We start from the raw sequence: 17,872 nt of genomic DNA, 5'->3' as shown, positions 1-17,872 counted from the left end.
AGCCATTTGGCGCGGCTTGAAAAGCAAGCTACATCTTCGGGATCAAACAGATCTCGAGGGATGCGATGCCGGATACGGATGCAGGCGGTTTCCAGGAACGATTTTACACGTCTTCTGATGGGTTGAGGCTTTATGCCCGCGACTATCGACCCGACCAGGCGGCAACCACCGGACGGCTGCCGGTGATCTGCTTGCCCGGCCTGACCCGCAATACGCGGGATTTTCATCCACTTGCACTGCTTCTCTCCCGGGACACAACAATGCCTCGCAGGGTGATTGCGCTCGATTCGCGCGGACGGGGAAACTCGGCATGGGACGAAAACAAGGCGAATTACAATCTCGCCATCGAGGCCGGCGACGTCCTTGCCGCCTGCGCGACGTTCGGCATCGAGCGGGCGATCTTCGTCGGCACGTCGCGGGGCGGGCTGATCCTACATCTGATCGCCGCGACACGGCCGGATCTTCTCGAAGCCGTCATCCTCAACGACATCGGGCCTGTGCTCGAGGCTGAGGGGCTGGCGCGGATCCGCGATTACCTCAACAGCGGCAGGAAGCCGGCGGACTGGAACGAGGCGGCCGATATATTGAAGGAAAATCATGGCGCGTCGTTTGCCGCGCTTGCAGAGGAAGACTGGCGCGAGATGGCGCTTGCCCTTTATCGCGATATCGGTGGACGGCCGGTCGCCGACTTCGACCCGGCGATCGCAGAGGCACTGAAATCGATCGATTTCAGCCAGCCGTTGCCTGATCTCTGGGGGCAATTCGAAAGCCTGAGCCAGTTGCCGCTCATGCTGATCCGCGGTGAAAATACGTCGCTGCTTTCACAGGAAACCGCCGGCGAAATGGCACGGCGGCATTCGCGGCTGATCCTTCATGCTGCCGAAGGACAAGGACATGCCCCGCTCCTGCATCTCGGCAATATCCCCACAACGATTCAAGCTTTTCTCGCCACCTGCCGATAACCTGATGGACACTGGTCGGCTGGCACAATGGGCCATTTGCCAAATACAAAAAGCCCGGCTCAAGAGCCGGGCTTTCCTGATTGACCGAAGTCAGATCAGATTAGAACGAACGCTGCAGGCGGAAGTAGCCCGAAGTGGAGTCGTCATCATCTTCCGGATCGAGGTACTGAACCGAAGCCTTGGCGTAGAAGTTGTCGACGATCTGGTAATCAACCGTCAGACCGACCTTCCAGGCTTCATTGTCGCTGAAGTCGTCGCCGGCAACGTAGTAGTTGCTGTAGTACTGAACACCAGGAGTGATCTTGAGCTTGTCGGTTGCCTTGATAGCGTATTCGGCAGCAACAGCCCATTCGGCCTTGGTGTAGTAGGAGCTCGGGCCGGTAGCGTATACGGCAGCGAGGCCGAGCGTACCAGGACCGATGTCAACCGTACCCATTGCGCGGACAGCGCCGTCTTCGTTGTCGACGTCGTAGCCGGCAGTGATCTGGTAGCTGAACGCACCAGCCTTGCCGCCGAGACCGACTGCAACACCAACGTTGTTGGCTTCTTCGTCCGTCTTGTAGAAGCCGTCTTCGAGTTCGTCGACGCTGATGCCAGCGTAGAAGGCGTCGGTTTCGTACTGATAACGGATGGAGTTATGCAGGGTGACCGGCGAGCCAATGTCGTCGGTTTCGCCGGAGAGGCCGTCGTCCCACCAGCTGTAGAACAGACCAGCGCGGAAGCCGGCGATGTCGAGGTAAGCGGAGTCGAGCTTGGCACTCTGATCGGTGGCATTGTCAGCATTGAACTGCATGACGATGACGCCGGTCAGCGGACCATATTCGGTGTCGCTCTTGGCGGTAAACTGAACCTGGCCGCGAGTACGAGCATCCCAATCGGAGTCGTTGCTGTCCGAACCGTTGAGCGGCTGATCGCCAACATCAACCTGGAAACGGATGTAACCGTTGATCTTGAGGCAGGTTTCGGTGCCTGGGATGTAGAAGTAGCCGGTGCCGTAAGCGTCGCAGACGCGAACATATTCAACCGGTTCCGGCTCGGCAGCAACGATAGCGTCAGCAGCCTGAGCACCGGAAACTACTGCGAGAGCAGCAGCGGAGCCGAGAAGAAGGCTCTTGATGTTCATAAATGACCTCCAATTCAAAGTTTCGATCGGGTTTGGGATCTTTCGCTGAGCAGCGTTCCCTGCCCCATCCCCGTGTTTCAAGAAGTGGACGATCAGTCGCCCTTGCTTCCGACGCTGAAAATACAAGACGGAAGCCGTCACGCAATCACCAACTTGTGTAGATGGGGGGTTTGGGGGAGCCTTCCCGACATTCTGTTGCTGAAAGGACACAAGTCGGGCAACCGGCCTCGATTTCCTTTATGTTTTGTTAAGAAAACCCTGATTTTGCGGAGGCTTAGGTCAGGCCAGCAAAGAATTGGACATGCGCTTTGCGACACATTCGTGACACTTTTTTGACAAAATGCGGCTCTTGCGAAGGATTCATGATTGCCGGAAGCGTAACCGGACGTGCACCGATCCGCTTTTGCCACCTGTCAGTGGCTTGAGCGCGGGAGGTGATTCCCGCAGGCGATTCTCTCGCTTGAGGCAGAGAGATTTTTTCGCCGCCCGGCCTAGCCGACTAAGCGAACACGATTCCCAGCCAGAAACTAACAATCGACACGCGCTCAGGAAATCGGAATGGCGGAGAAGATGGGATTCGAACCCACGATACGCTTTTGACGTATACTCCCTTAGCAGGGGAGCGCCTTCGACCACTCGGCCACCTCTCCGGTGCGGCCTAACTATGGTGACCGGTCTGTGAATGCAAGGGTTTTTTGAGTTTTCACCAGAAGAAATGCAGCGAGCTGCAATTCAGCCGGTTGCGCAAACAAACCGCATTTCCTGGCAAAATCCGCGGAATTTGATCGCGCTTCGTTCTCTTCGATGAAGAAGCCGAACTCAGCTGAGCAGGCTCTTGAGGTCGGCAGAAGGGTCGGCGAGAATCGATTTATCGGGATTGGTCCCGGATTCCAGCAGTTTTTTGCCGGTCACATAGGCCTTCGCGTCGTTGATCGCATCGACGGCAATCAGCCGGCCCTCCCTGAAGTACCAGACCGAATGGGCGCCTTCGCGGGCGCCGGCACGCAACAGCGTCTCGTCATAACCAAGATTGAAGCCGGCGATCTGCAGCTTGACGTCATACTGGTCGGACCAGAACCACGGCTTCGGATCATAGGGCTCGCTGCCACCGGCGATGACGGCTGCCGCCGCTTCGGCCTGGTCGACAGCGTTCTGCACCGATTCGAGCCTGATGCGGCCGCCCTGCCAGGGAAGTGCGGCGCAATCGCCAGCCGCAAAAATCGCCGGATCGGAGGTGCGGGCGAATTCGTCAACAACAATGCCGTTGGCGACTTCGAGGCCGGCTTCCTTGGCAAGCTGATCGTTCGGGGCGACACCGATGCCGACGACAGCGAAATCGATGTCGATGACCGATCCGTCGGAAAGTGCGGCGCCGGTGACGCGGCCATCCTTGCCGATCAGATGCTTGAGCCCTGTCTTCTCGCGGATCACCACGTCATGGGCCTCGTGGATCACGCGCATGATGTCGGCGGTCTCCTTCGCCGCGACGCGCTGCAGGATGCGGTCGGCCATCTCAATGACGGTGACCTCCAGGCCGCGATGGCGGGCAACCGCCGCCGCCTCGAGACCGATATAACCGCCACCGATGATGAGGACGCGGCGACCGGGGCGCATCTCGTCAGCGAGCAGATCGGCATCGCGCTTGTCGCGGGCGACATAGACGCCTTCGAGATCGCCGCCGATTGCGGCCGGCAGCCGGCGCGGCGTCGAGCCGGTGGCGAGCGCCAGCGTGCCGTATTCAAGAACGGAGCCGTCCTGCAGCAGAACCTGCTTGCTGTCCGGCTTGATCTGCTCGGCCCAGGTCGAAAGGCGAAGATCGACGTCATTGTCCGCATACCAGTGCTCGGCGCGGAACAGCAGGCGGTCGAAAGCCATTTCGCCGAGCAGGTATTTCTTTGAAAGCGGCGGGCGCTGATAGGGAGCGACGTCTTCCGCGCCGATGAGGGTGATCGGGCGCGTATCCTTCAACGCACGCAGCTTGGCCGCCAATGCGAAACCGGCCTGTCCCGCGCCGATGATCACCAGTCTATCCGTCACGATCTCACTCCTGAAGCTGCGCCCGACAACCACGCCAAGGCCTATTCCCTACCCCACGCCCCGTCAACGGAAAGCGGCCTCTTACATTCAGCCGATCTCGATCCAGCGGCGCTCGTGGAAGGACTGTGCCATGGCATGCACCGACTTCTCTATCCTGAGACCGTCTTCGAATGTCACGATCGACGACGGCTCGCCCGATATTGCCCGGATCAACTCACGGCATTCGATGATCTTCAGATCGTTGAAGCCGAGGCCGTGGCCTGGTGCCGGGATAAACCGATCATAAGGCTGATGGGCGGGTGCCGCCAGTATCTTGCGGAAACCCTGCTCGGAGCCACGACCGTCGGCCTGATAGAGCTCGAATTCGTTCATCCGCTCCTGGTCGTAGACGATCGAGCCTTTCGAGCCATAAATCTGCAGCGCAATGCGGCCCTTGCGACCCCAGGCGGCGCGATTCGCCATCAACACGGCGGAGATGCCGCCGCCAAGCCGCATCAGCACGTTGGCGGCATCGTGGTTTTCGACGGCACGGCGACCGCCCTCGCTCAACGGGCGGTCGGCATAGGGTTTGACCATATCCGTTATGACGGCCTCGACATGGCCGAAGAGATACCAGAGCAGCGACAGCGGGTGCACGGCGAAATCGTCGAGCGCGCCGTAGCCGGCGGAAAGCTCGCTCTTCCAATAAAAGAAGACATCGGGATCGGCCATGAAATCCTCGTCCATCTCGACGCGGATGTGGTTGACCGTGCCGATAGCGCCCTCGCCGATCAGCGTCCTGATATGCCGCATGACGGGGTTCTGGATGTAATTATAGCCAAGGGCGGCAACCCTGCCTGATTTCTTCGCCGTTTCCAGCATGCGCTCGGCATCGGCATAGGCCGGCGCCATCGGCTTTTCGCACCAGACATGCTTGCCGGCCGCAAGGGCTGCAATCGCCATCTCGGCATGGAACTGATTGGGCGTGGTGACGGAGACGACGTCGACCTCGGGGTCGGCAATCAGCGCCCGCCAGTCGGCCGTCGCCTTCTCGAAACCGAATTCACCGGCACGAGCCTCGGCAAGCCCGGCATTGGCTTCGGCCAGATGCACGAGACGCGGACGCTCGACATCGCCGAACACCGTCTTCACCGCATTCCACGCCAATGCATGGCACTTGCCCATATAACCGGTGCCGATCAAACCGATGCCGAGTGGCTTCATTTCCGTCTCCTCCAGAGCTGCGCGCGGATTTTTGGAATATTTGGATCATTTTGACAAGGGACCTGGTCGCAGGCATTTCTCCACGTTTCGCGAACAAACTGTCCAAAAGCCTTCAATTACAGGGGATTAAAAACAATTAGCGGTGTCGTTTGAAATCGTTTATGTTCGACAATATGGAATATTTGTTTCATCTCGTGAGCCACAAGCATGGATAACGATCCCCAGAGGCACGCGCGTGTGCCGCGCGATTTCGAAAGCCTGCGCAGCACCATCATCGAGCGCAAGGCGAGCATGCCGAAGCGGCTGGCGCAGGTCGCCGCCTTCGCGCTCGGCAATCCCGACGAAATCGCCTTCGGAACGACGGCGAGCATCGCGGCCGCCTCCGATGTTCAGCCGTCGACGCTGGTGCGCCTGGCGCATCATCTGGGTTACGGAGGATTTTCCGACCTGCAGAGCATCTTTCGCGAAAGATTGCGGGACCGGACGCTAAGCTACGAAGAGCGCCTCGTCACGCTCGAGCAATCGAGCGGCGACGATGAGGACGCCAATCTGCTCTCCGGCTTCATTGCCGCGGCAAGCCAGTCGGTCAACCGGCTGGCGGCGACGGTGCAGAGCGATACTTTCACGAAAGCCGTGAATATCCTTGCCAGCGCCGAAACGATCTATCTGATCGCCAAACGGCGCTCCTATCCACTAACGGCGCACATGACTTACGCTTTTTCCAAGCTCAATATCCGCCACCAGATCGTCGCCTCGCCGAACGGCGTCGACCCTGAAATGGTGCAGTTCGCATCACCGAAGGATGCAGCGATCGCGGCGAGCTTCTCGCCCTATGCGGCCGACAGCCTTAGCCAGAGCCAGGAGCTTGCCGACCGCGGCGTCCCGGTCATCGCGATCACCGATTCGGCCTTTTCGCCGCTTGCCGCCTGCGCCACGCACTGGTTCGAGGTGGCGGAAGCCGATTTCGCCGGCTTCCGCTCGCTTTCGGCCTCGATGGCGCTCACCATGGCACTACCGGTTGCAATCGCCGAACGGCGGCGCAAGGGTCAGCAGTCAAAACCTGCAAAAGGCAAAATGGAATAAACATTCCGAATTGACAAAATATCGGAACCGATGTTTCATTATTGAAAATTCGCAGGCACTGGAAGCCGCGCAAAATCTAGCGGGAGGACATCATGGTACAATCGAATCCGGGTTCACAGCCGGAGCCGGCGCTTGATGTGATCACCATCGGCCGTTCGTCGGTCGATCTTTACGGCCAGCAGATCGGCTCGCGGCTGGAGGATATCGGCTCGTTCGCCAAGTCCGTCGGCGGCTGCCCGGCCAATATCGCCATCGGCACGGCGCGGCTCGGCCTCAAATCCGGCCTCATCACCCGCGTCGGCGACGAACAGATGGGACGTTTCATCCGCGAGCAGTCGGCGCGCGAAGGTGTGGCGACAGACGGCATCGTCACCGACAAGGAGCGGCTGACGGCGCTGGTGTTGCTGGCGGTCGAGGCCGAGGGCGTGTCACCGATGATCTTCTATCGATCGGATTGTGCCGACATGGCGCTCGACGAAGGCGATATCGACGAGGATTTCATCAGATCGTCGCGCGCCGTTCTCGTTTCCGGCACGCATTTCTCACGGCCGAATACCGAGGCCGCGCAGCGCAAGGCCATCCGCATCGCCAAGGCGAACGGCCGCAAGGTGATCTTCGACATCGATTACCGGCCGAACCTCTGGGGCCTTGCCGGCCATGCGGAAGGCTTCGAACGCTACGTGAAATCCGACCGGGTCTCCTCGAAGATGAAGGAGACGCTGCCGGACTGCGACCTCATCGTCGGCACCGAAGAAGAAATCCTGATCGCTTCCGGCGCCGACGACGTGCTCGGCGCGCTGAAGGAGATCCGCCGCCTGTCACCGGCGACGATCGTCTTGAAGCGCGGCGCCATGGGCTGCATCGTCTATGACGGGCCGATCGCCGACGATCTCGAAGCCGGCATCATCGGCCAAGGTTTCCCGATCGAAGTCTTCAACGTGCTCGGCGCCGGCGATGCCTTCATGTCCGGCTTCCTTCGCGGTTTCCTGCGCAACGAGCCGCTGAAGACCTGCGCCACCTGGGCCAACGCCTGCGGCGCCTTCGCCGTCTCCCGCCTGCTCTGCTCGCCGGAATATCCGACCTGGGCGGAACTCGACTTCTTCCTGACGACCGGCAGCAAACACCGGGCGCTGCGCAAGGACGAGGCGCTCAACCATATCCACTGGGCATCGACCCGGCGCGGCGAAATCCCGCTTTTGATGGCGCTGGCGATCGACCACCGTTCGCAACTCGTCAGCGTCGCCGATGAACTCGGCGTCGGCCATGAGAAGATCGTCGCCTTCAAGCGGCTGGCGGTGGCGGCAGCGGCGCGGGTTTCGAACGGCCGCGACGGCTACGGCATGCTGATCGACGAACGCTTCGGCCGCGACGCTTTCTTCGATGCGGCGACGAAGAATTTCTCCTGGATCGGCCGGCCGGTGGAATTGCCGGGCTCGAAGCCGCTGCGCTTCGAATTCAGCCAGGATATCGGCTCGCAGCTTGTGGAATGGCCGCTTGGCCATTGCATCAAGTGCCTGTGCTTCTATCATCCTGATGATCCGGCTGAATTGAAGACGGAGCAGCAGGAGAAGCTGCGGACACTGTTCGAGGCCGCCCGCAAGGTCGGCCGCGAGCTGCTGGTGGAGATCATCGCCGGCAAGAACGGGCCGCTCACCGACGACACGATCGCGACCGCGCTGGAGGAGCTCTATGCGCTCGGCATCAAGCCGGACTGGTGGAAGCTGGAGCCGCAGGCATCCCGTGAAGCCTGGAAGAAGATCGATGCGGTGATCGCCAAAAATGATCCATGGTGCCGCGGTATCGTGCTCCTGGGGCTCGAGGCGCCCGCCGACGAGCTGATCTCCTGCTTCGAGGCGACGCTGGCAGCTCCCTCCGTGAAGGGTTTCGCAGTCGGCCGGACGATCTTTGCCGATCCGGCGCGCGCATGGCTTTCAGGCGAAATGAACGACGAGGAAGCGATCGCCGATATGGCCGGCCGCTTCCGGCAACTGACAGAAGCGTGGCTGAAGACGCGCGGACATCAGTAGACTTAGAATTAAGACCCCTCCCCAACCCCTCCCCACAAGGGGAGGGACTTAACCCGGAGCACCGCCTCACGCCATCAGCAAGCTTCCCTTTGGAGGAGACGTTGCGGCGATTAGAGAGCCCGGCAGGTTAGCCCTCCCCTTGTGGGGAGGGGTTGGGGAGGGGAAAACGCGAAAAGAAAGATTGCGGGAGGACCCGATGGGCAAGACGATACGGTTGACGATGGCGCAGGCCGTCGCGCATTTCCTGAAAGTACAGATGACGATCGTCGACGGCAAGAAAGTGCCGATCTTCGGCGGCGTCTGGGCGATCTTCGGTCACGGCAACGTCGCCGGCATCGGCGAGGCGCTCTATCAGGTGCGCGAGGAATTGACGACCTATCGCGCCCACAACGAACAGGGCATGGCGCATGCCGCGATCGCCTATGCCAAGGCGAATTTCCGCACGCGCTTCATGGCCTGCACGAGTTCGATCGGTCCGGGCGCGCTGAACATGGTGACGGCCGCCGGCGTGGCACATGTCAATCGTATCCCCGTTCTCTTCCTGCCGGGCGACGTCTTCGCCAACCGCGCGCCGGATCCGGTGCTGCAGCAGATCGAGGATTTCGGTGACGGCACGGTTTCCGCCAATGATGCCTTCCGTTCGGTTTCGCGCTATTTCGACCGCATCACCCGGCCCGAGCAGATCATCACGGCGCTGAAGCGCGCCATGCAGGTCCTGACCGATCCGCTCGATTGCGGCCCGGTGACATTGTCGCTCTGCCAGGACGTTCAGGCGGAAGCCTATGATTATCCGGAAAGCCTGTTTGCGGAAAAAGTCTGGACGACCCGCCGGCCGCAGCCGGATGCGGACGAGTTGGCGAATGCCATCGCGCTGATCAAGGCTTCGCAGAAGCCGGTGATCGTTGCCGGCGGCGGTGTGCTTTATTCGCAGGCGACGAAGGAGCTTGCCGCCTTTGCCGAGGCCCACGGCATTCCGGTCGTCGTCAGCCAGGCGGGCAAATCGTCGATCAACGAAACCCATCCGCTGGCGCTTGGTTCAGTCGGCGTCACCGGCACCTCGGCGGCGAATGCGATCGCCGAAGAGACGGACCTCGTCATCGCCGTCGGCACGCGCTGCCAGGATTTCACCACCGGCTCCTGGGCGCTGTTCAAGAACGACAGCCTGAAGATGATCGGCCTCAATATCGCCGCCTATGACGCGGTGAAGCACGACAGCCATCCGCTGGTGACTGACGCCCGCGAAGGGCTGAAGGCGCTTTCGGCAGGGCTTTCCGGCTGGAAGGCGCCGGCAGCACTCGCCGAGAAGGCAGCGGTGGAGAAAAAGATCTGGATGGAGGCTGCGGCCAGGGCGATGGCGACGACCAATGCCGCCCTGCCCTCCGATGCGCAGGTGATCGGCGCGGTGGCGCGCACGATCGGCGGTGAGAATACGACGGTGCTTTGCGCTGCGGGCGGCCTTCCCGGTGAATTGCACAAGCTCTGGCCGGCGACGGCGCCGGGCAGCTATCACATGGAATACGGTTTTTCCTGCATGGGCTACGAGATCGCCGGCGGGCTCGGCGCCAAGATGGCGCGTCCCGAACGGGACGTCGTCGTCATGGTCGGCGACGGTTCTTACATGATGATGAATTCCGAGCTCGCCACCTCTGTCATGCTCGGCCTCAAGCTCAACATCGTCGTGCTCGATAATCGCGGTTACGGCTGCATCAACCGATTGCAGATGGGAACCGGCGGCGCCAACTTCAACAATCTGCTGAAGGACTCCTATCACGAGGTGATGCCGGAGATCGATTTCCGCGCGCATGCCGAAAGCATGGGCGCCATCGCCGTCAAGGTCGCCTCGATCGCCGAGTTGGAACAGGCAATCGCCGACTCGAAGAAGAACGACCGCACCTCGGTCTTCGTCATCGACACCGATCCGCTCATTACCACCGAGGCCGGCGGCCACTGGTGGGATGTCGCGGTGCCTGAGGTCAGCCCGCGCGAAGAGGTCAACGAAGCGCGCAAGGGCTATGTCGAAGCACGCACCGCCCAGCGCATCGGTTAATCTACTGCATAATTCCTTAAATCGGGATCGATTTAAGGACAAAATTATGCAGCAATTCGAAGTGCTACAGCGTCCTTTGCGCGTCTGAAAAGACGCGCGGCGCTGTAGTGCTATGATTTCTCGGAAGAGCGTCCCGGCTCTTCCGCAATGCCTTTAAGGAGAATGTTGATGAAGGCCAAACTCGGCATGTCGCCAATCGCGTGGTGGAACGACGATCTTCCTGAGCTCAGCGACGATGTGTCCCTCGAGGAATGCCTGCGGCAATCGCGCAGCGCCGGTTTCACCGGCATGGAGCAAGGCCGCCGTTTCCCTAGCAATCCGGAAGAAATGCTCCCGATCCTGCGCGCCGCCGACGTGACGCTGTGCGGCGGCTGGTTCTCCGGCACGCTGGTCAATGAGGAGCTTGCCGCCAACAAGGACCGCATCGCGCCGATGATCGCGCTGTTCAAGGCGGTCAATGCGCCTTGCATCGTTTATGGCGAAGTCGGTCGCTCCATCCAGGGCGACCGCTCCAAGCCGCTGGCGACCAAGCCGCGCCTCTCCGATGACGAGATGAAGGCCTATGCGCGTCGCGTCACGGAATTCGGGGAATGGTGCGCCGAGCAGGGCATGCCGCTTTCCTATCACCACCACATGGCGGCCGTGGTCGAAACCGAGCCGGAACTCGACGCCTTCATGCGCCATTCCGGCGAAGGCATCCCGCTGCTGCTCGATGCAGGGCATTTGGCCTTTGCCGGCGGCGACGTGCTGCGCGCCATCGGGAACCACCACGCCCGCATCAACCATGTTCACGTCAAGGACATCCGCAAGCCTGTCGTGGATGGGCTGGACCGCAGCCGGCAGTCCTTCCTCGATGCGGTGGCACTTGGCGCCTTCACGGTGCCTGGCGACGGCTCGCTCGATTTCGCCGCCATCGTCCAGCGGCTGGCCGATCATGGCTATGAAGGCTGGTTCGTCGTCGAGGCCGAACAGGATCCTCGCAAAGCACCGCCGCAGAAAATGGCCGAGATCGGCCACGCCGAATTGATGCGCGTCATGACGGCCGCGGGCTATACCGTGGAAACGGAAGGCTTTCCTGAGGGATCGTAGAAAACTGTTTGCCCGGAGATTCCTCCCACAAGGAGTTCGTCTTCCGGACTGCTGGAGCAAGAAGCCCCCTCATCCGCCCTTCGGGCACCTTCTCCCCGCTGGGGAGAAGGGGGAATGGAAACGGCGCGGCATGTCCCTTCTCCCCTCGGGGAGAAGGTGGCGGCAGCCGGATGAGGGGGCCGCACCCGCCAATTTACGAGGAGAAACACCAATGCCAAACCTCAAGGTGAAACCATCAGGCACGCATGGCCGCGTCACCCATGTCACCCCGGAAAACGCCGGCTGGACCTATGTCGGCTTCGATCTCCATCGGATGAAGCCGGGCGAAACCGTCTCGGGAGAGACGGGCGATCGCGAAGTCTGCCTCGTCTGGGTGACCGGCAAGGGCAAGGCGTCTGCAGGCACCAAGGATTTCGGCACGCTCGGCGGCCGGATGAACCCGTTCGAAGGCGCCCCGCATGCGCTCTACATCCCGATGGAATCGACATGGTCGGTGACGGCGGAGACCGATCTGGAGCTCGCGGTCTGCTCGGCACCCGGCGGCGGCACCTATCAGGCAAAGGAAATCCCGCCCGGCACGCATCCGCAGGTGACGCGCGGCAAGGGCACGAATGTGCGCTATGTCAACAATATCATGCCGGAAGATGACAGCTCGGCGCATTCGCTGCTGGTCGTCGAGGTGATCACGCCTGGTGGACACACCTCCTCCTATCCGCCGCACAAGCACGACCAGGACGATCTGCCGAACGAGAGCTTCCTGGAAGAGACCTATTACCATCGCCTCAACCCACCGCAGGGCTTCGCTTTTCAGCGCGTCTACACCGACGATCGCTCGCTTGACGAGGCAATGGCGCTCGAGGACGGCGATGTGACGCTGGTGCCGAAGGGCTATCACCCCTGCGCCGCTTGCCATGGCTACGACCTCTACTATCTCAACGTCATGGCCGGACCGCAGCGGATCTGGAAATTCCACAATGCCGCCGAGCACGAGTGGCTGCTGAAAGCATAACCGTCGCCTCCGATCGCTAAATAATCTGACAGCGCGAAACCGCCGCTGATGGTTCACTGCCTCCATCCAAAACACGGATGGAGGATCACCATGCACAGCCCGAATTTCACGATACCGGCGCGAAATATTCGCTCTCTTACGCGACCAGGCCTGGTCCTTGCCGCAATCAGGGCGGCGCGCTGGCTGGCGCGCAAAATAAACGAACGACGCAACCTGAATGCGTTGATGGAGCTTTCCGACGAACAGCTGAAGGATGTCGGCCTTTCCAGGGGGCAGACGGAAAGCGATGTTCACGTCTACAGCCGTTACTAAAGTGCTGTTATAAGTACGGTCGGTTCTGGCCTGTCTGATACGGAATATGCAATGTCGCAGTTCTCAACGGCACCGCTTCTGAAAACGAAGATGGTCACTATTCGTGACATCGTCTGCAATGGCGAGTGCCGTCATAAGAGCGACGAGGAATGCGCCCACAGGACGAGCCTCGTCTATCCCTATCGCGGCGTCTTCATGCGGCATGTCGGCCGCAATGATACGGTGGCCGAAGCCAATCAGGTCTTGTTCTTCAATGCCGGCCAGGGATATCGGATCAGCCACCCTATCGAGGGTGGCGACGCCTGCATCGATCTGGCGATCGACGAATCCATGCTTGAAGAGCTTACGCCGAAGGAGCAGGCGCAGCCCGGCCCGCCCTTTTCCTTCCGCCGCCAGCGCCGGCGGATCGATCCGCGCGCGCAGGCGCTGGTCGCTCTCCTGCGTCATGGTCTCAGCCGCAACGTCGCCGAAACGCTGGAAGCGGAAATATTGGCGCTGACGCTGGTGCGCCGCTCACTCGGCGAGCGCACATCGCATGCGGCGGGCGCCAGCGCCGGCCGGCAGAAACTCGTCGACCGGGCAAAGCTGGTGCTTTCCTCCGATCTCGCGCGGCGCTGGACGCTTTCGGAAATCGCCACCGAAGTGGGCGTCTCGCCCGTTTATCTCACCCAGGTCTTCCAGCAGGTCGAGGCGACGCCACTTTACCGCTACCAGCTGCGGCTGCGGCTTGCCCGCGCGCTCGATCTGCTTGGCCAGTATGAGGATCTGACCGCGCTCGGTCTCGATCTCGGCTTCTCCAGCCATAGCCATTTCAGCGCTTCCTTCAAGCAGTCTTTCGGGCAGACTCCGGCCGAATTCCAGCGCGCCGCGCAGCTGCGACGCAGGTAAAAGCTTCCATCAATCGCTAAAGATTTCGACAGCGACGATGCGGTCTTCGATGATCTTATGAGCTTGTCCCGATCGCGGGACGATTAACGGAGGATCCTCAGATGAAGAAGACCACATGCGCCGCCTGCGACTGCGAACTCGGTGCGGAGACCATCACCGTCAAGCTCGGCGGCAAGGCTGTCGAAGTCTGCTGCCAGGAATGCGCCGAGGCCTTGAATGAGGCCGAAGCCGCGACAACGGCCGCTTCGGCAGGCAAAGAATAAACAACATGAGACAAAAGCCGCGCCGGGGTGCGCGGCTTTTGCTTTTCAGGCGGGCAGAAGCCCGTAACGCCAGCCGCGGCGTTTGGCGTTCTGCGACAGCACCAGGAAAGCAAGGATGAACATGCCTGCCTCGGCAAAGACCGGCACCATCCAGATCCCCTGCTCGCCGAAGACGAAGGGCAGCAGGAAGGTGAGCGGCAGGGTGAGCAGATAGGGCCGCGACAGGCCGAAGATCGCCGCGCGCGGGGCATCGCCGATCGACTGGAAATAGGATGACAGGATCAGCATCTGCCCGAAGAGAAAATAGGCGCCGATCGTCCAGGGCAGAATTCGCCTGACCTCGGCAATGATCGCCGGATCGGCGACGAAGACGGCGCCGAGGCGGCCGGCCAGCAATTCGACGATGATCTCCACCAGGGTGCAATAAACGAGTGCTGCGAGCATGGCGATCTGCAGGCTGCGGCCGACGCGGAGCCCGAGGCCAGCACCGTGATTGTTGCCGGCGATCGTCTGCAGCGCGATGCTGAGGCCAAGCAGCGGCAGATAGGTGAAAGTCATGATCCGGGTGATGATGCCGTAGGCGGCAACAGTCGCGACGTAGTCATGCGTGCTCCAGAGCGAGACATTGAGCAGAATGGCGGCCGAGGCCAGCGATATGCCGATGAAGCCGAGGCTCATCGGCGCGCCGAAGGCGACGATGCCGCGCCATTCGGCAAGAGCCAACCCCGGGGAAGGCCTCAGTGCCGCAGGCCGGCGCCAGCGATAGGCGAGCACGGCTGAGAGACAGACGAATTGCGATGCGATGGAGCCGACTGCCGAACCGAGCACACCCCAATGCATCACCGCCATGAACAGCCAGTTGGCGAGGATGTTGAGCAACGAGGCCGACAGCGTCACCAGCGTCATGAAACCGATCTTGCCTTCGCAGCGCAACCCTTCGAGATGCAGCGACAAGAAGAAGCCGACCGGCGCGCAGGCGATCATCGCACCCATGAACAGCCTGGCGCCATCGGCCACGGCAGCATTGCCGGCGGCACCGGCATCGATGATCTGCCTGCCCACCGTCCAGTAGACCAGATTGAGAATAAGGGTAACGGCGAACGCCAGCGCATGCGCACCGGCGAACACCCGACGCGCGCCATCGCGATTGCCGGCACCGAGCCGGCGGGCGAGAATGCTTGCCATGCCGTTCGAGACCAGCGATTGCAGGGCGACCAGCAGCATCAGCCCCGGGAAAATCAGGCTGACGGCAGAGAGCGCGTCCGGGCCGACATAGGCGCCGAGGAAATAGGCGTCGACGACGGTGAACAGACCGTTGACTGTGGTGATCGCGACGATCGGTGCCGCCGTCTTGATGAAGACGCCCGGCAGCCAGCCGGTGAGAAAGGCATTGCCTTCGGAAAGATCGGTCATGGAGAAATCCGTGCAATAGCGGGCGAGGCCCGATCCGGCTTAAAAATCCTGCGTATCCGGACAGCCTCAAAAGGATGAAAGCAAATTAGAGATCGAGCACCAGATGCGGCACGCCGTTCGATGTCTTCCGCGGCGAGACGCCGTCGGCGTCGATCTGCGCGTTCACACGCTGGCGAAAGGCGGAAAAGCTCTCGAAGGTGACGACATCCACCGGCTCGTCGAAATGGATGGTGATCCTGTGGAGGTCGCCGCCCGGCAGGGCCGAAAGCGCCAGGACTTCGCCGGTGAACGGCTGATTGAGATAACGGCCGAGAATATGCGCGCCGACGAAGAGCGGCGTCTTTGGAGCATCATTGGGCTTTGCCGCAAGGGCCGCGAGCGTGTTCCAATCGCGCACGCCGTGCTGGCGGGCAATCATTTCTAACGCCGCACTGTGGGTCAGCGGGGTGCCGCGATCGTTCATCGCCTGGCGCAGGCGCTTGGCCTGGGCCTTCAATTCATCAATGGCAGGATAGGTCGTCGTCATGGCGTGAGCCTTCGCAAGGCATGCTCTTCGACTGCGGATGGGAGCTCGCATTGCCGTCAGTCAGCATGCACAAAGGGCCGTGACCATGATCGCGAGGACTTCACCATGGATTTTCATCCGCGAGCGGCCGGTGCCTCGAACCGGCCTTTGTATGCGCGAACGCCGCCGAGATGTCAAGAATGGCGCATCTGCCCGAGGAATGCGCAGCTTTGGGGCAAATCTGCACGAAATCGGTGCGATTTTCCCGCGGCTTTCACATATGCATTCAATCTTAACGGTGTTCTTCAGCAAATGTCAGCATTCTTCGGCTAATATCCTGTCGTATTACAAGCGGAGGCTAAAAGGGCCTTTCAGATGCACCTCGACACAGAACACCCCAAGCCGGAACGTGCTTACAGGGAATTCAATCTCGACAGGCCCGGCAACATCATCTTCGTCGGCCATCACCTCAGCACCGGAACGCAGGTGCGCTGCCTGATCCGCACGATCACGCTTGCCGGCGCATTGCTCGAAGTCAGCCCGAACCTGGAAATGCCGAGCCATTTCTTCCTCGAAATCCTCGGCATCCATGACGAGATCGGTGCGACCGTGGTCAAGCGCGAAGCCGAACTGGTGACGATCAGCTTCAACATGCTGATCAATCCGGAATTCCTGCACCACGTGTTGCGATTGAACTTCGAAACCTGAGGCTTTTTCCGATCCGCGAATCATCGCGGCGCGTCGCCTTTGTTTCGCCGCTCCGTCTTGCGGCGAGACCCGCGATGATCGGTACGGCCCAGAGAAATCCGCGCCATTCCGGACGATCGAGCGGATCGGCCAAGGGATCATGGCGGATCCGGCGATTGCCGATTTCGATTTCCCTAAAGAGAACAACCCAGTTGAGATCCATTGCTGCATTCTCCATCTATTTGGCTCAGGCACTTGAGCTAAGCCTTCGCGCCCTTCCGATGTAGAGGCGCTGGGGAAAGGGGGTTTTCATCCATGAAAGATGCAAGCTGGGACGACCTGCAGCTTTTCTTCCATGTTGCGACCGGCGGCGGGCTTTCGGCGGCGGCGGCGAGCACCGGGCTCAGCGCGCCGACGATCGGCCGGCGCATGCTGGCGCTCGAACGGGTGACGGGCCGCTCGCTCTTCAGCCGCGGCCCCACCGGTTATCTGCTCGCCAAGGACGGGCAGGAGCTGCTCGATCGCGTCCGGCTGATGCAGGATGCGGCGCGTGCGATCTCCGACTGGCGCGGCGAGGTGCTGACGCTGCCGATCGTTTCGACGGCCGCCGACAGCTGGACCTCGCGCTTCGTCGCCGACCATCTGGCCAGCGTCTGGACGCCGAAGGACAGCTTCCGCATGTGCTACAAGACCTGCGATGCGAGCGTCGATTTCACCTATCGCGAGGCGCATATCGCCATTCGCCACAGCCGGCCGGAGAGCGGCAACGTCGCGATCCGCCGTTCGGTCAAGGTGGCGCATGCGGCTTATCAGGCGGCCGGCTATGACGAGAAAAACTGCAACTGGATCTCGCTCGGCACAGATACCGCCATCACGCCAGCGGACAAATGGACGTTCGAACAGCCGGATTCCTGGATCACCAGCTGGACGAACACGCCGCATATGCTCTTTTACCTGATCCGCGGCGGTGCCGGCCGCGGGGTGCTTCCCTGTTTCATCGGCGATCAGGAGCGCAAGCTCGTCCGCGCCGGGCCTGTGATCGACGAGCTGACCTACGAGATGTGGATCGTCGCGCATGACGACGAACGGCAACGGCCAGAGGTCAGGATCGTCATCGACCGTCTGGCGGCGCTCTTTGCCGATCATGAAGAGCTGTTTTCCGGGCAGAGATCATCGGCTTGACGCAACGGCATGAGAAAACGCGGGCCATTCGACCCGCGTTCC

Annotated in this window: 17 protein-coding genes and 1 tRNA gene; 11 read left to right on the top strand and 7 right to left on the bottom strand. The window is 61.1% G+C overall.

Annotated elements, in window-relative coordinates; translation table 11 throughout:
* Positions 1 to 65: 65 nt before the first annotated feature.
* Positions 66 to 962, top strand: a complete 897-nt coding sequence (locus GR198_RS27575) for an alpha/beta fold hydrolase (protein WP_164069831.1) — start codon at positions 66 to 68, stop codon at positions 960 to 962.
* Positions 963 to 1,062: 100 nt separating this feature from the next.
* Here GR198_RS27575 and GR198_RS27570 read toward each other — a convergent pair whose 3' ends face one another.
* From GR198_RS27570 to GR198_RS27555, 4 genes are all read right to left on the bottom strand, one after another.
* Positions 1,063 to 2,085 carry a porin gene (locus GR198_RS27570; RefSeq protein ID WP_164023049.1) on the bottom strand — a complete coding sequence of 341 codons (1,023 nt, stop codon included), beginning with the start codon at positions 2,083 to 2,085 and terminating at the stop codon, positions 1,063 to 1,065.
* Between the two features lie 559 nt (positions 2,086 to 2,644).
* A tRNA-Ser gene (locus GR198_RS27565) sits at positions 2,645 to 2,735 on the bottom strand.
* A gap of 169 nt (positions 2,736 to 2,904) precedes the next feature.
* Positions 2,905 to 4,122, bottom strand: a complete 1,218-nt coding sequence (locus GR198_RS27560; RefSeq protein WP_164069830.1) for an NAD(P)/FAD-dependent oxidoreductase — start codon at positions 4,120 to 4,122, stop codon at positions 2,905 to 2,907.
* An 87-nt stretch (positions 4,123 to 4,209) separates the two neighbouring features.
* Positions 4,210 to 5,325 (bottom strand): Gfo/Idh/MocA family protein, encoded by a 1,116-nt coding sequence (locus GR198_RS27555; RefSeq protein ID WP_029871479.1) that lies wholly within the window; start codon positions 5,323 to 5,325, stop codon positions 4,210 to 4,212.
* A gap of 207 nt (positions 5,326 to 5,532) precedes the next feature.
* Here GR198_RS27555 and GR198_RS27550 point away from each other — a divergent pair, with 207 nt between their 5' ends.
* From GR198_RS27550 to GR198_RS35560, 8 genes are all read left to right on the top strand, one after another.
* Positions 5,533 to 6,408 (top strand): MurR/RpiR family transcriptional regulator, encoded by an 876-nt coding sequence (locus GR198_RS27550; protein ID WP_164023052.1) that lies wholly within the window; start codon positions 5,533 to 5,535, stop codon positions 6,406 to 6,408.
* A 92-nt stretch (positions 6,409 to 6,500) separates the two neighbouring features.
* Positions 6,501 to 8,435 carry a bifunctional 5-dehydro-2-deoxygluconokinase/5-dehydro-2-deoxyphosphogluconate aldolase gene (locus GR198_RS27545; protein ID WP_029871481.1) on the top strand — a complete coding sequence of 645 codons (1,935 nt, stop codon included), beginning with the start codon at positions 6,501 to 6,503 and terminating at the stop codon, positions 8,433 to 8,435.
* Between the two features lie 196 nt (positions 8,436 to 8,631).
* Positions 8,632 to 10,482, top strand: a complete 1,851-nt coding sequence (gene iolD / locus GR198_RS27540; protein WP_164069829.1) for a 3D-(3,5/4)-trihydroxycyclohexane-1,2-dione acylhydrolase (decyclizing) — start codon at positions 8,632 to 8,634, stop codon at positions 10,480 to 10,482.
* A gap of 168 nt (positions 10,483 to 10,650) precedes the next feature.
* Positions 10,651 to 11,571 carry a myo-inosose-2 dehydratase gene (iolE, locus tag GR198_RS27535; protein WP_029871483.1) on the top strand — a complete coding sequence of 307 codons (921 nt, stop codon included), beginning with the start codon at positions 10,651 to 10,653 and terminating at the stop codon, positions 11,569 to 11,571.
* Positions 11,572 to 11,782: 211 nt separating this feature from the next.
* The gene (iolB, locus tag GR198_RS27530; protein ID WP_003558056.1) at positions 11,783 to 12,580 is read left to right on the top strand and encodes a 5-deoxy-glucuronate isomerase; all 798 of its coding nucleotides are present in this window, start codon (positions 11,783 to 11,785) and stop codon (positions 12,578 to 12,580) included.
* A 90-nt stretch (positions 12,581 to 12,670) separates the two neighbouring features.
* Positions 12,671 to 12,892, top strand: coding sequence for a DUF1127 domain-containing protein (locus GR198_RS27525; protein WP_029871484.1), 222 nt, complete (start codon positions 12,671 to 12,673; stop codon positions 12,890 to 12,892).
* A gap of 51 nt (positions 12,893 to 12,943) precedes the next feature.
* Complete coding sequence (locus GR198_RS27520; protein WP_029871485.1) at positions 12,944 to 13,780, top strand: helix-turn-helix transcriptional regulator; 837 nt, start codon at positions 12,944 to 12,946, stop codon at positions 13,778 to 13,780.
* 101 nt (positions 13,781 to 13,881) lie between these two features.
* Positions 13,882 to 14,043 carry a hypothetical protein gene (locus GR198_RS35560; RefSeq protein ID WP_165503766.1) on the top strand — a complete coding sequence of 54 codons (162 nt, stop codon included), beginning with the start codon at positions 13,882 to 13,884 and terminating at the stop codon, positions 14,041 to 14,043.
* A 45-nt stretch (positions 14,044 to 14,088) separates the two neighbouring features.
* Here the strand turns inward: GR198_RS35560 and GR198_RS27515 are convergent, their stop codons facing one another.
* Complete coding sequence (locus GR198_RS27515) at positions 14,089 to 15,456, bottom strand: MATE family efflux transporter (RefSeq protein ID WP_029871486.1); 1,368 nt, start codon at positions 15,454 to 15,456, stop codon at positions 14,089 to 14,091.
* Positions 15,457 to 15,541: 85 nt separating this feature from the next.
* The gene (locus tag GR198_RS27510; RefSeq protein ID WP_029871487.1) at positions 15,542 to 15,982 is read right to left on the bottom strand and encodes a glyoxalase superfamily protein; all 441 of its coding nucleotides are present in this window, start codon (positions 15,980 to 15,982) and stop codon (positions 15,542 to 15,544) included.
* Positions 15,983 to 16,336: 354 nt separating this feature from the next.
* Here GR198_RS27510 and GR198_RS27505 point away from each other — a divergent pair, with 354 nt between their 5' ends.
* Positions 16,337 to 16,669 (top strand): hypothetical protein, encoded by a 333-nt coding sequence (locus tag GR198_RS27505; protein WP_011651183.1) that lies wholly within the window; start codon positions 16,337 to 16,339, stop codon positions 16,667 to 16,669.
* Here GR198_RS27505 and GR198_RS35970 read toward each other — a convergent pair.
* Positions 16,620 to 16,871 carry a hypothetical protein gene (locus GR198_RS35970; RefSeq protein WP_029871488.1) on the bottom strand — a complete coding sequence of 84 codons (252 nt, stop codon included), beginning with the start codon at positions 16,869 to 16,871 and terminating at the stop codon, positions 16,620 to 16,622. The two genes, GR198_RS27505 and GR198_RS35970, sit on opposite strands and share 50 nt — an antisense overlap.
* A 92-nt stretch (positions 16,872 to 16,963) precedes the next feature.
* Here GR198_RS35970 and GR198_RS27500 point away from each other — a divergent pair, with 92 nt between their 5' ends.
* The gene (locus tag GR198_RS27500) at positions 16,964 to 17,830 is read left to right on the top strand and encodes a LysR family transcriptional regulator (RefSeq protein WP_029871489.1); all 867 of its coding nucleotides are present in this window, start codon (positions 16,964 to 16,966) and stop codon (positions 17,828 to 17,830) included.
* Positions 17,831 to 17,872 lie beyond the last annotated feature (42 nt).

Origin of the sequence: Rhizobium leguminosarum, from assembly GCF_010668065.1 — a bacterium.
Lineage (GTDB): Bacteria > Pseudomonadota > Alphaproteobacteria > Rhizobiales > Rhizobiaceae > Rhizobium > Rhizobium leguminosarum_S.
Note: the sequence above shows the minus strand (reverse complement) of the source record. Positions and strands in the feature narration are given on the sequence as shown.

Coding starts and splice junctions, on each gene's coding strand:
- GR198_RS27515 (WP_029871486.1), bottom strand. CDS start 15,456: ATGACCGATCTTTCCGAAGGCAATGCCTTTCTCACCGGCTGGCTGCCG.
- iolD (WP_164069829.1), top strand. CDS start 8,632: ATGGGCAAGACGATACGGTTGACGATGGCGCAGGCCGTCGCGCATTTC.
- GR198_RS35970 (WP_029871488.1), bottom strand. CDS start 16,871: ATGGATCTCAACTGGGTTGTTCTCTTTAGGGAAATCGAAATCGGCAAT.
- GR198_RS27505 (WP_011651183.1), top strand. CDS start 16,337: ATGCACCTCGACACAGAACACCCCAAGCCGGAACGTGCTTACAGGGAA.
- GR198_RS27500 (WP_029871489.1), top strand. CDS start 16,964: ATGAAAGATGCAAGCTGGGACGACCTGCAGCTTTTCTTCCATGTTGCG.
- GR198_RS27575 (WP_164069831.1), top strand. CDS start 66: ATGCCGGATACGGATGCAGGCGGTTTCCAGGAACGATTTTACACGTCT.
- GR198_RS27520 (WP_029871485.1), top strand. CDS start 12,944: ATGTCGCAGTTCTCAACGGCACCGCTTCTGAAAACGAAGATGGTCACT.
- iolE (WP_029871483.1), top strand. CDS start 10,651: ATGAAGGCCAAACTCGGCATGTCGCCAATCGCGTGGTGGAACGACGAT.
- GR198_RS35560 (WP_165503766.1), top strand. CDS start 13,882: ATGAAGAAGACCACATGCGCCGCCTGCGACTGCGAACTCGGTGCGGAG.
- GR198_RS27545 (WP_029871481.1), top strand. CDS start 6,501: ATGGTACAATCGAATCCGGGTTCACAGCCGGAGCCGGCGCTTGATGTG.
- GR198_RS27555 (WP_029871479.1), bottom strand. CDS start 5,325: ATGAAGCCACTCGGCATCGGTTTGATCGGCACCGGTTATATGGGCAAG.
- GR198_RS27550 (WP_164023052.1), top strand. CDS start 5,533: ATGGATAACGATCCCCAGAGGCACGCGCGTGTGCCGCGCGATTTCGAA.
- iolB (WP_003558056.1), top strand. CDS start 11,783: ATGCCAAACCTCAAGGTGAAACCATCAGGCACGCATGGCCGCGTCACC.
- GR198_RS27510 (WP_029871487.1), bottom strand. CDS start 15,982: ATGACGACGACCTATCCTGCCATTGATGAATTGAAGGCCCAGGCCAAG.
- GR198_RS27570 (WP_164023049.1), bottom strand. CDS start 2,085: ATGAACATCAAGAGCCTTCTTCTCGGCTCCGCTGCTGCTCTCGCAGTA.
- GR198_RS27525 (WP_029871484.1), top strand. CDS start 12,671: ATGCACAGCCCGAATTTCACGATACCGGCGCGAAATATTCGCTCTCTT.